The sequence below is a fragment of the Paenibacillus sp. R-74696 genome (assembly GCF_055814915.1).
In genome coordinates this window covers 416,290-431,139 of the sequence record NZ_JBPULM010000046.1, presented here as the reverse complement: position 1 = coordinate 431,139, position 14,850 = coordinate 416,290, and the positions used below count along the sequence as shown (strand labels likewise).

12 protein-coding genes are annotated in these 14,850 nt (G+C 47.6%); all 12 read left to right on the top strand.

Annotated elements, in window-relative coordinates:
* The first annotated feature begins 157 nt into the window (after positions 1–157).
* Positions 158–1,096 carry a GDP-L-fucose synthase family protein gene (locus tag ACSR9A_RS26385; RefSeq protein WP_473760906.1) on the top strand — a complete coding sequence of 313 codons (939 nt, stop codon included), beginning with the start codon at positions 158–160 and terminating at the stop codon, positions 1,094–1,096.
* A gap of 221 nt (positions 1,097–1,317) precedes the next feature.
* Entirely contained in the window at positions 1,318–2,325 is a 1,008-nt protein-coding gene (gene gmd / locus ACSR9A_RS26380) for a GDP-mannose 4,6-dehydratase (RefSeq protein WP_341279087.1), read from the top strand.
* A gap of 68 nt (positions 2,326–2,393) precedes the next feature.
* Positions 2,394–3,632 carry a hypothetical protein gene (locus ACSR9A_RS26375; protein ID WP_473760902.1) on the top strand — a complete coding sequence of 413 codons (1,239 nt, stop codon included), beginning with the start codon at positions 2,394–2,396 and terminating at the stop codon, positions 3,630–3,632.
* Positions 3,633–3,636: 4 nt separating this feature from the next.
* A complete protein-coding gene (locus ACSR9A_RS26370) occupies positions 3,637–5,076 on the top strand; it encodes an oligosaccharide flippase family protein (protein ID WP_473760899.1) in 1,440 nt (479 codons plus the stop codon).
* A 21-nt stretch (positions 5,077–5,097) separates the two neighbouring features.
* Positions 5,098–6,591 (top strand): O-antigen polymerase, encoded by a 1,494-nt coding sequence (locus ACSR9A_RS26365; RefSeq protein ID WP_473760897.1) that lies wholly within the window; start codon positions 5,098–5,100, stop codon positions 6,589–6,591.
* 29 nt (positions 6,592–6,620) lie between these two features.
* A complete protein-coding gene (locus ACSR9A_RS26360) occupies positions 6,621–7,757 on the top strand; it encodes a glycosyltransferase family 4 protein (RefSeq protein WP_473760895.1) in 1,137 nt (378 codons plus the stop codon).
* Between the two features lie 3 nt (positions 7,758–7,760).
* Complete coding sequence (locus tag ACSR9A_RS26355) at positions 7,761–8,921, top strand: glycosyltransferase family 4 protein (RefSeq protein WP_473760893.1); 1,161 nt, start codon at positions 7,761–7,763, stop codon at positions 8,919–8,921.
* Positions 8,918–9,484, top strand: coding sequence for a putative colanic acid biosynthesis acetyltransferase (locus ACSR9A_RS26350; RefSeq protein ID WP_341279081.1), 567 nt, complete (start codon positions 8,918–8,920; stop codon positions 9,482–9,484). Before ACSR9A_RS26355 ends, ACSR9A_RS26350 begins: the two co-directional genes overlap by 4 nt.
* Complete coding sequence (locus tag ACSR9A_RS26345; protein ID WP_473760890.1) at positions 9,481–10,725, top strand: glycosyltransferase family 4 protein; 1,245 nt, start codon at positions 9,481–9,483, stop codon at positions 10,723–10,725. The genes ACSR9A_RS26350 and ACSR9A_RS26345 overlap by 4 nt, the downstream gene beginning before the upstream one ends.
* Before the next feature lie 18 nt (positions 10,726–10,743).
* Positions 10,744–12,150 (top strand): sugar phosphate nucleotidyltransferase, encoded by a 1,407-nt coding sequence (locus tag ACSR9A_RS26340; protein WP_473760888.1) that lies wholly within the window; start codon positions 10,744–10,746, stop codon positions 12,148–12,150.
* Between the two features lie 2 nt (positions 12,151–12,152).
* Positions 12,153–13,343, top strand: a complete 1,191-nt coding sequence (locus ACSR9A_RS26335; protein ID WP_473760885.1) for a glycosyltransferase — start codon at positions 12,153–12,155, stop codon at positions 13,341–13,343.
* Between the two features lie 117 nt (positions 13,344–13,460).
* Entirely contained in the window at positions 13,461–14,798 is a 1,338-nt protein-coding gene (locus tag ACSR9A_RS26330) for a UDP-glucose dehydrogenase family protein (protein WP_473760884.1), read from the top strand.
* The last annotated feature ends 52 nt before the right edge of the window (positions 14,799–14,850 follow it).

Genomic DNA, 14,850 nt, shown 5'->3' with positions numbered 1-14,850 from the left:
CATCTTAACCGCATCTGCGGTGGAAATTGTGGGCCAAAAGCGAACGCTGACGCTTCTCCAGTCCAAGCTTTTCATTCCGCTTCGTCTTTTTCAACCTTCTTTTCAGTAATATGAGATTTTAAAAGCACAGCCCGCTAAAAGGGAGAGGAAAAAAGGGATGGAAATAGGAGCTAAAATTTATGTGGCGGGACACCGGGGGCTTGTTGGCTCGGCTATCGTCAGAGCCCTTCAAGAGCAAGGCTATCAAAATCTTGTATATCGCACGAGCGCGGAGCTGGATTTGCGCAAAAAGGATGAGGTGCTCGCTTTTTTTGAGCAAGAAGCTTTCGATTATGTGTTTCTCGCTGCGGCTAAAGTGGGCGGCATCGTGGCAAACAACGATTACCCAGCCGACTTTATTCGCGATAATTTGCTCATTCAAACGAATGTCATAGATGCCGCTTATCAGACGCGTGTTGGTAAACTATTATTTCTGGGCTCAACCTGCATTTATCCTAAATTTGCTCCGCAGCCGCTGAAAGAGGAATATTTGCTGACGGGCGAGCTGGAGCCGACAAATGCGCCTTATGCAATTGCCAAAATCGCCGGCATTCAAATGTGCCAATCGTATAACCGGCAATACGGAACAACCTTCATTTCCGCTATGCCAACTAACCTCTATGGGCCTAATGACAACTTCGATCTAAAAACTTCGCATGTGCTGCCCGCCCTTATTCGTAAATTTCATGAAGCTAAGCTATCCGGCCAGCCATCAGTGGAAGTATGGGGCTCCGGCAATCCAAAGCGCGAGTTCCTGCACTCCGATGATTTGGCGGATGCCTGCATCTACTTAATGCGCCATTATGATGGCAATGACATCGTCAATATTGGCGTAGGCGAAGATATTTCAATTAAAGAGCTCGCAGAGCTAATCGGTTCTATCGTGGGGTATGAAGGGGAAATTACATTCAACACCACCGTTGCTGATGGAACGCCGCGCAAGCTCGTCGATGTATCGAAGCTGAACAGGCTCGGCTGGAAATCCAGCATTACGCTTGAAGAAGGACTACGCTCCGTATATGACGCGTATCAGAAGGAAGCTCTAGTAAACCACTAATGCAGATAGAAGTGTCATGAAAAAAAGCGTAGCGGAATGAAAGGATGGAGCTGGAGAAGCGTCAGCGTTCGTTTTTACCCTTGAAATTCCCCCTTTAGGGATCATTCGAAGAAATTCAAGGGTAATGGCGATCGTAAGCCCATTCTTTCATGCAGCGCAGCTTCTTTTTCAGCATGCTTTTAAAACGGCATTCATACAATAATCCCTTTGGAGGAATGAAAATGAAGAGAGCGCTAGTAACGGGTGTAACGGGGCAGGACGGATCGTATTTGGCAGAGTTTTTGCTGGAAAAAGGCTATAAGGTATATGGCATGAGAAGAAGAACGAGCACGCCAAACTATGAAAATGTCGCTCACATTAAAAATCAGATCGAATGGATTTCCGGCGATTTGACGGATCTTGCTTCTTTAATCGAAGCGGTACGCATTTCCGATCCGGATGAGGTATATAATTTGGCGGCGCAATCGTTCGTGGCGGCTTCCTGGCCACAGCCTCTGGCTACCGCGCAGCTGACGGCGCTTGCCGTCACGAATATGCTGGAAGCCGTTCGCATCGTTAAGCCGGAGGCACGTTTCTATCAAGCATCCAGCAGCGAAATGTATGGCAAGGTGCAAGAGACGCCGCAAAAGGAAACGACTCCTTTTTACCCGCGCAGTCCGTACGGCGTAGCCAAAGTATACGGTCACTGGATTACGGTCAACTACCGCGAAAGCTTTAATATGTTCGCTTGCTCAGGCATATTGTTCAACCATGAATCACCTCGGCGCGGGCTTGAGTTCGTAACGCGCAAAGTAACGGACGCCGTTGCCCGCATTAAGCTCGGTGTGCAAAATGAGCTGCGCATGGGCAATTTGGATGCACTGCGCGATTGGGGCTTCGCAGGCGATTATATTAAAGCGATGTGGCTGATGCTCCAGCAGGATGAAGCGGATGATTTCGTCATTTCGACGGGTGAAATGCACACGGTTCGTGAGCTGCTGGAGGTTGCGTTCTCCTATGTTGGGCTTGATTACAGCAAATATGTCGTTATTGATCCTGAATTTGTGCGTCCTGCAGAAGTGGATTTGCTGCTGGGTGATTGCACGAAAGCGAAAGAGAAGCTTGGCTGGGAGCTGGAGGTTGGTTTCCAGCAGTTGATTCATATGATGGTCGATGCGGATTTGAAACGGGTTCGTGCTGAAACAGCCTACAACAACAGCTTGATTGGCGCAGCAGGGGCAGGCGTTTAATAAAAAGCAGAACAGGGCGGCAGAGCAATTCTGCCGCTCTTTATTTTTGAAGAAAGCTGGAGTGAGCGATGATTAAAATTAAACCGGTAATCGAGCATGAAGGCATTTGCCGGCACTGCGGCGTTGTTCTTGCCAATGAACGAGTGCTGTGGCAGGGCATTCATGTATGCGTGGAAGCGTGCTGCCCGGCCTGCGGCGGCGAATACGTGGAGGATTTGAAGGTCGGGCATGCAACGACTTATCCGTATTTGATTGACCTTTCGTCATACACGCTTAGTGGTCATGAGGAATCCAGAGGCTGGCTCGGGAATCCGTTGCTTCATAGCCTACAGCATCCAACTGCTGATGAACAGATCAGGCTTGAGGTAGAGATACGCGAGGCTTGCCGCGATGTAATTATCATTAACTGCATCGACTTTCTTTACGGTCATTCCCTGCTCAAGCTGCTGAATGCTGAACGTGAACGTACCGAAAACCCGGATATTGGCATAGTCGTCCTCGTGCAGTCGTTTATGAAATGGATGGTACCAGATTATGCGGCGGAGGTGTGGACAGTCAATGTGCCGCTCTCCAAGGCGCAGCGGTTCTATCCGCAGCTGGATGAGCAAATCTCAGCGCAATGCGAGCGTTTTGAGCAGGTTTTCGTCAGCAGGGCCTATTCGCATCCGAGCCGGTTCAATATTGAGCATTTTACGAAAATGCGCCCATTCCAGATGGAGGAGCCCCAGCCTGGGCCGACGCGGATTACTTTTATTTGGCGTGAGGATCGGGTATGGCTCGATAATCCTTATGTCATTAAAGCGGCGAAGCGCTATAAGCTGCTGCGAATGCTGCTTAAGCCGATTATTTGGTCGCAGCGCAACAAGATCGTCAAGCTTTTTAGCAAGATTAGAAAGCAGGAGAAGGACGTCAAGTTCAGTGTAGTCGGCCTCGGACGCTCCTTCGCTTTCCCCGATTGGATTGATGATTGCCGTGTAAGCAAATTCAATCTGGAAGCGGAGCTGATGGCTTGCGAGATTTACGCCTCCAGCGCGGTCATTGTCGGGGTGCATGGCTCCAATATGCTGCTGCCCTCGGCGCTTGGCGGCATGGTTGTTAATTTAATGCCCGCGGACAAATGGGGAAATTTCGCTCAGGATATTTTGTTCACGGAAGAGAATAACCGCATTTCGGCTTATATGTACCGTTTTCTGCCATTGGAGACGAAAATTAAGGTGCTGGGCAAAATCATTTCCAGCCAAATTTCCGGCTTCACGCATTATCACGATCAAATGAAGGAAGACATTATGATGAGTAGGAATGGGTAGGCTTATGGGCAAAATAAACCAAATCTTGCAAGCGAAGGACCACCCGTTCTGGGTCATTGTCCAGCAGTTCGTGACGAAGGTGCTGACGGGCGTCAAGTTTCTCATTATCGCTCGCATGCTCGGACCAGCCGAGATGGGGCTGGTCAGCATTGCGCTCGTGAGCCTGTCCATTATTGAGCTGCTCACGCAGCTTGGCGTCATGGAGGGCATCATTCAGAGAAAAGAAGACTTGAACAATGAGCAGAAAAACGCGCTTTGGACGATGATGCTGGCGAGAGGCGTAGGCATCAGCCTTGTACTGCTCGTAACCGCGCCTTATATTGCGCAGCTGTTCGGCGAGGGACGGGCGACGTCCTTGCTGCTGCTGGCAGCGGGCGTTCCACTCGCAACCAATGCGGTCAGCATTAAATGGTATGAGCGAATGCGTCATAAGGATTTTCGCTCGACGGGCATTTTGCAGCTGATTACGGTTATGCTCGATTTAAGCTTATCCGTCATGCTCGTCGTTGTGCTTAATTCGCCAATCGGCGTCATTGCCGGTCAGCTTATCGCTCAGTTGTTCCGCTGCACGGCTTCCTTCGTCTGGTTCAAGGATAAGCCGAAGCTGAGCCGCGATATGGGCAGCATTGCCGATATTCGCAAATATGGCAAATGGATTTGGGCGAACAGCATTTCGACACTTGTGCTTTATCAATTGGATAAGGTCATTGCCTCCCGCTTTCTGGGAACGACGGTGCTCGGACTATATCAGACGTCCCAGAAGCTCAGCCAAATGAGCATCAGCGATGCGTCTTATGCGCTCGGGCAATATTTTTTTCCGGTGCTTTCCAAGCTTAATCGGGAGGATCATAGCCAGCTGAAGGTGCAGTTTATGCAAATGCTGCTTATTATCTTCTCGTTTTCAATTGTTACTTCGGGCTATGTGTTATTCAACGCAGAAACAATTATTGTTTTATTATTGGGTAATGAATGGATTGAGTTAAGTCCGTTGCTCGGTCTAATGCTGCTTAACGCAAGTATTGCTGGTATTATGAATGTTTTTGTTGTTGCCTTGCGTGCGATAGGTAAGCCACGGGTAGTAACCATTACTTCTTATATTCAGTTGGGTATTTATTTGCCACTCGCTATAGCTGGCGTTTTCTATTATCAGGTTTATGGGCTGATTTACGCCAGTATTATAGGAGCAACCACCACCACGGTCTTATTGTTTATTTCCTGTTTTAAAAGAATGAATCTATGGGGTGAGCTCGTTTATTTAAGAGGGGTTTTTGCTAACCTCTTATTTGTCATTATTATGTTTATGATTTCAATTACAGCTGGAAATCAACTGACCTTTATTCTGTCAACATTCTTATATCTACTATTTGCATACAGGCTAGCAGCGAAGCTAAAAGAAAAAAAAGTGCAGGCGATTGATGAAATAAGCGTACCTGTAAAAATTTAATTGCGCAAAAGGAACGTGCTTATGGAACCTAAATTAGCTGTGCATAAAAACATTTCAATTGATTATATGGTAGGGTTTTATTTCATTTTCTTTTGCTACACAGCTATTCTAATTCCTTTACTGGAGCTTTATAAAACGGTATTGCTAGCTGCGTCATTTAATTATCTTAACCTGGGCTTGAGCTGGTTTATTATGTTTTATGCAATGGGACGGCTTTCTTTGCTTATGATGGGCGGTACAAGAAGATTAATTGAACTTTTTTTCTGGATTTTTGTATACATTTGGATGGGGTATGTTCCTTTCCAACAAGTCCTTACGGAGAGTTTTCCTTTGTCCGGAACTTACTCCAGTGATGATATTCGCTTTGCGTTGTTTGTTGTTATAGCGGGTATTCTTTCCTTCGACCTTGGTGGTTTTCTTCATAATAGCTTGAACAAGAGACGGGAGAGAAAAGCCGATGATGATGAAAGATCAAATATAAATTTGTTTGAAATCGACAAAATACAAGTAAACGAGAAAAAATTTATTGTTTTTACGCTGATTGCGCTGTTTATATGTGCAATTATTATTTTGAAAATTGGCGGCGTAAGTGCATTATTTCTCAATAGACAAATCTTTAATGCTCAGTTTGGTGGGAAAATTGAGTTTCTTGTGTTATCCAGTTTTTTAAAGGTATCCATATTCGTATGTCTTGTACTTGGCGTTATTTATTATAAGCATTCAAAAATAAAGCTTTCCTTAGGAACAAAGCTATGGATCTTCTTTATTGGTATCGTTAATTTTATGATCAATAATCCTATTTCGGGAGCTAGATACTGGATAGGCTCCATGTTATTAACCCTATGCTTTTTACTATTGCCATGGGGGAAGCGGTCATTTTATAAATGGGTCATTACGCTTTTATGTTTATTGCTATTTATATTTCCTAAGTCAGATATGTTTAGGCATACAACAGATACGGAGAAAATTGTTCAAAGCCTTACTACCCAAAGTAATATGGCGACAGATGGAGATTATGATGCCTTTCAAATGACGCTTAACACAGTTAGATATGTTGATCTGTTTGGTCATACGTATGGGGAGCAGTTATTAGTTGCTTTTCTTTTCTGGGTGCCAAGATTTATTTGGGCAGATAAACCATTTGGCTCAGGAACGACAGTAGCGGATGCCCTCGGATACGACTTTACTAATTTATCATGTCCTCTATGGGCAGAGTTTTATATTGACTTTGGTTTGCCTGGAGTTGTGCTTCTATTTATATTGTATGGTTATTTTACTCAGAAGGCACAGAAGGCTTATGAACGAGCGGTTACATCGAATGAAATTTCACTAGCGAGATTATGCGTGCCTTATTATGCTCCGTTTCAAATTTTTTTGCTAAGAGGAGAGCTGATGAGCGGAACCTCCTATTTAACGGCTTATCTTTTCTTTGTTTTAATCGGATATTGGTTTTTTAAGCAAAAACAGAAGCCATTGAATCAGGCATATCCAGACTTTAAAAGTGTCTCGAGTTAAATGAATATAAAAATGATTGGAGCAAGCCTATGAACAAGGTACTTCTTCTAACCAATACAATTGCGCCATATCGCATACCCGTATTAAATAAGCTGCACCGTGATGACAATACGAGCCTGACGGTCTGGTATTTGGAGGAGAAGGAGCAGAATCGCAAGTGGGATATTGATTATGGCGAAATCGAATATGCGTACAAATGTCTGCCGGGCGTGCATGCTTTTATTCAAAAATTGGATATGGGCATTCATCTTAATCCCGGCATTTTTTTGCGGCTGATGAAGCATAATCCCGATGTGGTCATTACCTCAGGCTACGATTCGCTTGGTTATTGGTCGGCACTGCTGTACAGCAAGCTGTTTAGGAAAAAATTTATCATTTGGTGGGGCAGCACGCTGGAAAGCAGCCGGGTACAAAATAAACTGGTGAACACGGTGCGCAGAGTATTTTTCAAGCTAACCGATTCCTTTATTACATACGGTACACAGTCAGCGGAATGCCTAGAGTATTACGGCGTCAGCAAGGATAAAATCGTAATTGGCTACAATACGGTGGACATTCGATTTTTCCATAAAAAATATACCGAGCATAAGCAGAGCAAGCTGCGAAGCGATGAGGGGCCGATCAAGCTGCTTTTCATCGGACAATTGATTGAACGCAAAGGGCTCGCGCAAATTATTGACGCCATCCAGCAAACGCATAGCGATGCGGCCTGGCAGCTGACCATTGTCGGCTCGGGCCCGGATGAGCAGAAGCTTAAGTCACGTGTGGAGCAGTATGGGCTAACGGGGCAGATCAGCTTCGAAGGCTATAAGCAGAAGGATGAGCTGATTGGGTATCTGGTGGAAGCCGATTGCCTGATTTTTCCCTCCCTAATTGAGGTGTGGGGGCTTGTGGTCAATGAGGCGTTAAGCACGAACACGTTTGTACTGGCGTCCAAATATGCCGGAGCAACGAAGGACATTATCGTCGATAAGCAAAATGGTCTCATTATTGATCCGCTTGATCCGCAAAACTTAAAGGAATCGATGGACTGGGTGTTCGCAAACAAACGGTATATTCAGTCGAGCTGGAAGCTGAAGTTTGGGCTGTGGCGCAAAATGCACCCGAATTATTATGCCAGAGCGGTATCATCAGCCGTAAACCGGGCTTTGTCAACGGAGGGATAGCAGGTGGAAAATATTCTTTATATTCAGCCGTATGCAAGCCATGTTGGCGGTGTGGATACGGTGCTGCTGCAGCTGGTTCAAGGTCTGGACCAGGCGAAATACAAGCCTTATGTGGTGCTGCCGGAATGGAGCCCTTATGTGGAAAAATATGAGGCGAGCGGAGCAACGGTGCTGTTCGCAGCCCTTGCCGTCTTCGGCAAGCCGACCGATGCGCTTTATTATTTTCGCAATACGGTTAAATTGGTCAAATCCATGCGGGCACTGCGGAAAATCATCAAGCAATATCATATTAAGCTCATTCATTCGCATAAAATGGAAGTCATTGGCGGCAATATTGTCGGTAAAATGCTCGGTATTCCGACGCTGCAAACCGTCCATGAGCTGCCGAGAAAGCCGCTGATCGCCTATAAATTTGTCGGCTATTTGGACCATCTGTTCAATGACCGCATTATCGTCTTATGCGAACGCAGCAAAATCATGTTTCAGTGGGGCGGCCATACGTCAAAGAAGCTGATTAAAATACATAATGGCATTGAGGTGGCCGCGCCCTCCGCGTCTAGTGAAACGGCCAGCAGCCTGCTGCGCCAGGAGCTGAATTTGGCCGAGACAGACCGCATTGTCATTACGGTGGCAAGGCTGTCGCCGATGAAAGGCATTGAATATTTGCTCAAGGCTGCGCACTTGATGAAGAGGAAAAAAGTCGAGCAAAACCTGCATTTTGTCATCGTAGGCGATGTTGCCTTTGATACGGATCAGGAGTATAAGCAAGGCTTGCTCGCCATGGCTCAGCAATACAAGCTAGGCAATGTCCATTTCCTCGGCATGCGCAGGGATGTTGCCGATTTGCTGCAGCAGGCGGATTTGTTCGTGCTTCCTTCGGTCTATGATATTTTTCCAACGGTACTGCTGGAAGCGATGGCGGCTTCGCTACCGATAGTAGCGACGGATGTAGGCGGCGTGCCAGAAATGCTGAATGGGGCGAATGGACTGCTTGTTCCGCCGCAGGATGAGCTGGCGCTTCAAAAGGCGATAACGAGCATTTTTGAACAAAATTACAAGCTGATGGGGGAAGAAGGCTATTCGCTGCTCCAGCAATCCTTCACCCGGGAGCAATATGTGAAACGAACGACGGCGGTTTATGAGGAGTTGTTGAACATCGGATGAAAAATCTCATACGTTTGGACCAGTATGAGCAGGCTGGCTATTCAAGGGGCAGAAGCGGCGCGTATGTTCTGTTATGGTGGCTCATTCAAGGCACGCTGTTCCGGTTCTCCCTGCACAATATGTACGCGTGGCGAAGCTTTCTGCTTCGTCTGTTTGGCGCGAATATCGGCAAAGATGTATTAATTCGTTCAACGGCGAAGTTCACGTATCCTTGGAAGGTCAGCATTGGCGACTTCTCCTGGATCGGTGATCATGTCCAGTTTTATAGCTTGGATGAAATTGTAGTGGGCAGCCACTGCGTTATTTCCCAAAATGCTTATTTATGCACAGGCAGCCATAAAATCAATGATCCTGCTTTTTCGCTGGAGGTTCGGCCGATTGTCATTAAAGATGGCGCTTGGGTGGCGAGCGATGTATTCGTTTATCCCGGCGTCACCTTGCATGAAATGGCCGTTGCGGCAGCAAGAAGCACGGTGTTGAAAAGCATCCCGGCCAATGAAATTCATGCCGGTTATCCGGCGCAATATTTAAGAGAGCGATTCGCGAAAGAGGTCATGGCATGAAGCCTAATATCGTATTCGTAATAAATTATTTTTATCCTGATTTTGCTTCTACGGGGCAGCTGCTGACGGAGCTTTGCTTATATTTGCAGGATGATTTCAACATTACGGTCATCGCGGCACAGTCCGAGCAGGGCGAGAAGGAAGCGGAAGCAAGGGGAGATAAAAGTCGCATCGTTTATGATCGTTTGGAGGACATTCAAATTATCCGCATTCGCCTGCCCAAGGTGGATAAGCGGAGCAAAGCAAGTAGGCTGCGTTATATTGCATCCTACTTTTTTCATGCCAATATTCAGCTGCTGAAGCAGAAAAAGGTTCATTTCATTTATACGATATCGCAGCCGCCGATTTTGGGCGGGTTGATTGGAACCATTGGCAAGACGCTTAAGCGCTCCAAGCATATTTACAATATTCAGGATTTCAACCCTGAGCAGGCCGCCGCCGCAGGCTATATGAACAATAAAGCGGTGCTGGGATTGGCGCGCTGGGTGGATACGCTGAATTGCAAATACGCCGATCATATTATTACCGTTGGCTATGACATGCAGGATACCCTTCTTAAGCGTTTTGCCAGCCGGAGGGTGACGGACAATACGGTCATCAACAACTGGACGAATGAAGAGGAAATAATTCCGCTGTCCAAGGAGCATCCACAGGTTCAAGCGTTTCTTCGCGAGCATCATTGGCAAAATAAATTCGTTATTATGTATTCCGGAAATTTAGGCCTTTATTACGACCTGGAAAAGCTGGTTGAGCTTGCGAGCCGATTTCGTGATTACCCGGATGTGATTTTCGCTTTCATCGGCGAAGGCGCTGTGAAGAAGCAGATGCAGGATTATGTGCAGCGGGAGGGGCTGGCGAACGTAGCCTTTCTACCTTTTCAGCCGAAGGAGCAGCTTCGTTATTCGCTTAATGCGGCGGATGTGCATCTCGTCGTGAACCAGAAGGGCATTAAGGGCGTGTCGGTGCCGAGCAAAATTTATGGCGTCATGGCAGCAGGCAAGCCGGTTCTAGGGGTATTGGAGCAGGGCAGCGAGGCGTATCGGATTATTGAAGAGAGCGGCTGCGGCATCGTGGCGGAGCCTCAGCAGTATACGGAGATTGCGCGAAAGCTGAATGCGATGATTGAGCTTGGAGGAGTGGAGCTGGAGGAGCTTGGTCTCAGTGGACGGGATTATTTAGAGGCTCATTTGCGCAAGGAAATATCGCTTAATAAGTATCGCAAGCTGCTGCTTTCCATATAAGAAGGGGAGGAATCCATGATGAAGCTGGTATTATTGTCCGGAGGTTCAGGCAAGCGGCTATGGCCGTTATCGAATGATGCGAGATCGAAGCAATTTCTGAAGGTGCTGGAAAATGAGAACCGGGAAATGGTTTCCATGGTGCAGCGTGTATGGGGGCAAATTAATGAAAATGGCCTAGGCGATTCCAGCTATATTGCTACGAGCCAGGCCCAGATCGAAATGATGCAGACCCAAATTTCACCGGAGGTTCCGCTCATTATTGAGCCGGATCGGCGGGATACGTTCGCGGCTATATCGCTTGCCGCCACCTATTTATATTCCCATGCGGGAGTAGGGCTGGATGAGGCAGTGGCTATTTTGCCCGTTGATCCTTATGTGGAAAGTCATTTTTTTGAAGCGGTTAAGCAGCTGGAGGACGTGCTGAACCGCTCTGATGCCGAGATTGCGCTCATAGGCGTGAAACCAACTTATCCATCGTCCAAATACGGCTATATTATACCGGAAAAGGCTGCTTCAGCAGCAGCGGCAGCGGGTACAGCGATGGCAAGTAAGACAGATAGGGAATACGTTGCGGTCAGCCACTTTCGGGAAAAACCGACTGAGGAAATCGCTGAGCGGCTTATTGCAGACAATGCCTACTGGAATTGCGGCGTTTTTGCCTTCAAGCTGGGTTATGTGATTGAGCTGCTGGCGAGCAGAGGGCTGCCGATTCAATATGAGGAGCTTTCAAAGCAATACCAGCTGCTGCCGAAAATCAGCTTTGATTATGAAGTAGTCGAGAAAGCGTCGAGCATCGTCGTTCTGCCTTATGAGGGCTGCTGGAAAGACCTTGGCACGTGGAATACGCTGACCGAAGAAATGAAGAACAAACAAATAGGCAGAGGCATCATCAGCGAGGATTGCATTAACACGCATCTCATTAATGAAATCGACATTCCCGTTTCTATTCTTGGCTTGTCGAATATCGTAGTTGCGCTAAGCCCCGATGGCATCTTGGTGACGGATAAAAGCGCGAGTCCGCGCATTAAGGACTTTATCAGCTCGGATCAGGGGCCAATGTATATCGAGCGCCAATGGGGCTGGATCAGAGTGCTTGACGATCGCACCTATGAGGATGGCCGCTGCGTATCCACGAAGCGCGTAGGCATTCAGCTCGGCAAAAACCTCAGCTATCGCCTGCATTCGGCGCGCGAGGAAGTGTGGACCATCGTCAAAGGCAGCGGAGAGTTTATTCAAAATGGCAATTTTATGCGCGTCGGAGCAGGCAATGTGCTGCATATACCGATGAAGATGCTGCACAGCATCCGTGCATTGACGGAGCTTGAAATTATAGTCGTGCAAAGCGGCATGGCCGAGGAGCGCAATCAGGTTGTGGAAATTTATCATACCTGGGACGAAGTGTCCGAGCATTGCATTAAGGTATAACCATGCTTGGTGCTCGGGATACGAACGGCCGTTTAACAACGATTGGATACTATATTTCAGATTATGGCTATGGCCATGCAACGCGCAGCATTGCGCTTATTCGAACGCTGCTGCTTTATTCACCTTGGCGTTACCGGCTTATGATCTGCTCGGGCAAAACGCTTCCCTTTATCCAGGCTTCATTAGCGGAATACAGCGCTGAATATAGCCCGGAACGGTTAGAGTTCCGCAGCTGCTCATCGGATCTTGGCTATGTGCTTGGCAGAGGCACAGGCTCGGTTGAGCCTGATCAGGAAAGGTTCAAGCTTGGTTATGAGCAATATATGGCGGGATTTTCAGCTGAGATAAGGCGAGAAGCTGATTTTATGATGAGTGAGCGGCTGGATATGGTCATTTCGGATATTTCTCCGATTCCGATAGCTGCAGCCGCGATCGCGGGAGTGAAATCGGTGGGCATATCCAACTTCACCTGGCATACCGCCTATGGGGCTTTTCTGCAGCAGGAGCAGCTGGCTCCGCTGCATCAGGCGTACGAACAACTGAATTATTTCCTTCCGCTGGCTGGATCGGATTTAGGGGAACGGAAATGGACAACGGGCAGCGAGCCAGAGACAGGCTTTTATTGCCGAACGCCGCAAGCTGCTGAAGTGCAGCGGATCGTGCAGGAGCTTAATCCGGACGGCAGCAAAACGATCATTTATTTTGCTCTAGGCATGGGAATGGAGACAGAAGCGCTAGACTCGCTTTCGCTGTGGAACGATCATTCTTGTGTATTTATCGTATCGGAAAATATGCAGGTGAGCGGGCCAAATATTGCTCAAATTCCGCAAGGCTACACCGAGTCGCAAAATTATGCGGCAGCAGCTGATCTCATCATTTCGAAGCCGGGCTGGGGTGTAGTTGGGGAGGCGGTAACACTTGGCAAGCCTTTGATTGTGCTGGTCAGATCATCCATGACGGAGGATCGGAATACGCTTCAAGCATTGCAGGGCAAGCATCCGCATATGCTGGTAACTTGGCAGGCTTTAAGAGAGCTGGACGTGCAGCAAAGCTTATCGCAGCTAGCAATGGTAGGATGGAGCAAGCGCGCTTCTATCGCTAGGAATGAGCGGTGTAAATACCAAATTATCCAATGGATTGAGCGGATTGCCAATGAAACGAATGCCATTCGTTCCTATCGCTCCTCGGTTTAGCATGTAGAGTTAGTTATAAAAGGCTTTGTATAAGGATGCAAAGGGTAAGTGGGAAGGTATATAAAGCAGCGGCCTGCGATCAGGCACCCTTGCTGCATATGGAGAGGAGTGGGCAGCATGAAGCTTGCTGTAATTGGAACAGGTTATGTGGGGCTGGTATCAGGCGTATGCTTCTCCGAGCTGGGCAACGATGTCATCTGCGTTGACCACCTGGAGGAGAAGATTGCCTTGCTGAATAAAGGCGAGGTGCCGATTTATGAGCCGGGCTTGAAAGAGCTTATAGCGAGCAATAAAGCGGAGGGACGCTTGCAATTTACTACGGATTTGCCAGAAGCGGTGAGGCAATCCGATATGATTATCATTGCGGTAGGGACGCCATCGCTGCCAAGCGGCAAAGCGAATTTGAGCTATATTGAACAGGCAGCCCGCGAAATCGGCTTGGCCATGAATGGCTTTAAAATTATTGCTACGAAAAGCACGGTGCCAGTTGGCACGAATGAACATATTCAAGCGATTATAGCTAGCCAGACGGCATATCCGTTTGAGGTCGCTTCCGTACCAGAATTTCTCCGGGAAGGCACAGCGGTTCAGGATACGCTGCACCCAGACCGCATTGTCATTGGCACATCGGGCGATACGGCGCGCAAGTGTTTGACGGAGCTGCATAGGCCGCTCACCAAGCATATCATGAGCACCGATATTCGCAGCGCCGAAATGATTAAATATGCCTCCAACGCTTTCCTTGCAGCCAAAATTTCCTTCATTAATGAAATAGCCAACATTTGCGAAAAGGTAGGCGCTGATGTGACGGAGGTAGCGGAAGGAATGGGCTATGATCAGCGAATCGGTTCCTCTTTCTTAAAAGCGGGAATAGGTTATGGGGGCTCCTGCTTCCCGAAGGATACGCAGGCGCTTATTCAAATTGCCGGACAAATGGATTATGACTTCAAGCTGCTTAAATCGGTCGTCGATGTGAATCGCGACCAGCGCTTTAACGTCATTCGCAAGCTGGAAGCTTCGCTTGGCGATTTGGGGGGCCGGACCGTTGCCATTTGGGGGCTGGCCTTCAAGCCGGAAACGGATGATGTCCGCGATGCACCTGCCTTTGAAATTATTGAAGCGTTAGTAAAGCGAGGCGCAAAAGTCAAAGCCTACGATCCGATAGCGACGACTAATTTTCGCCAGCAATTTGGCGAATCGGGTGTCGTATACTGTGAAGATCCGGAGGAAGCGGCAATTCAGGCGGATGCGCTGTGCATTTTGACAGAATGGAAGGAATTCCGCGATATTAAACCATTAAGTATTCAATCCTGGCTGCGAACGCCTAATCTCATTGATGGGCGCAACATTTATAGTGAGCATGAACTAGCCCATACACAGCTCATTTATTATTCGGTTGGCCGTCCCAATATGAACCATGGAGTAAAGGAACAAAAACCATTATTATCGCTATGAAAAATGGTGAAGCATAGGTTAAAGCGAATAATTGTTTTGACAAAAATGATAC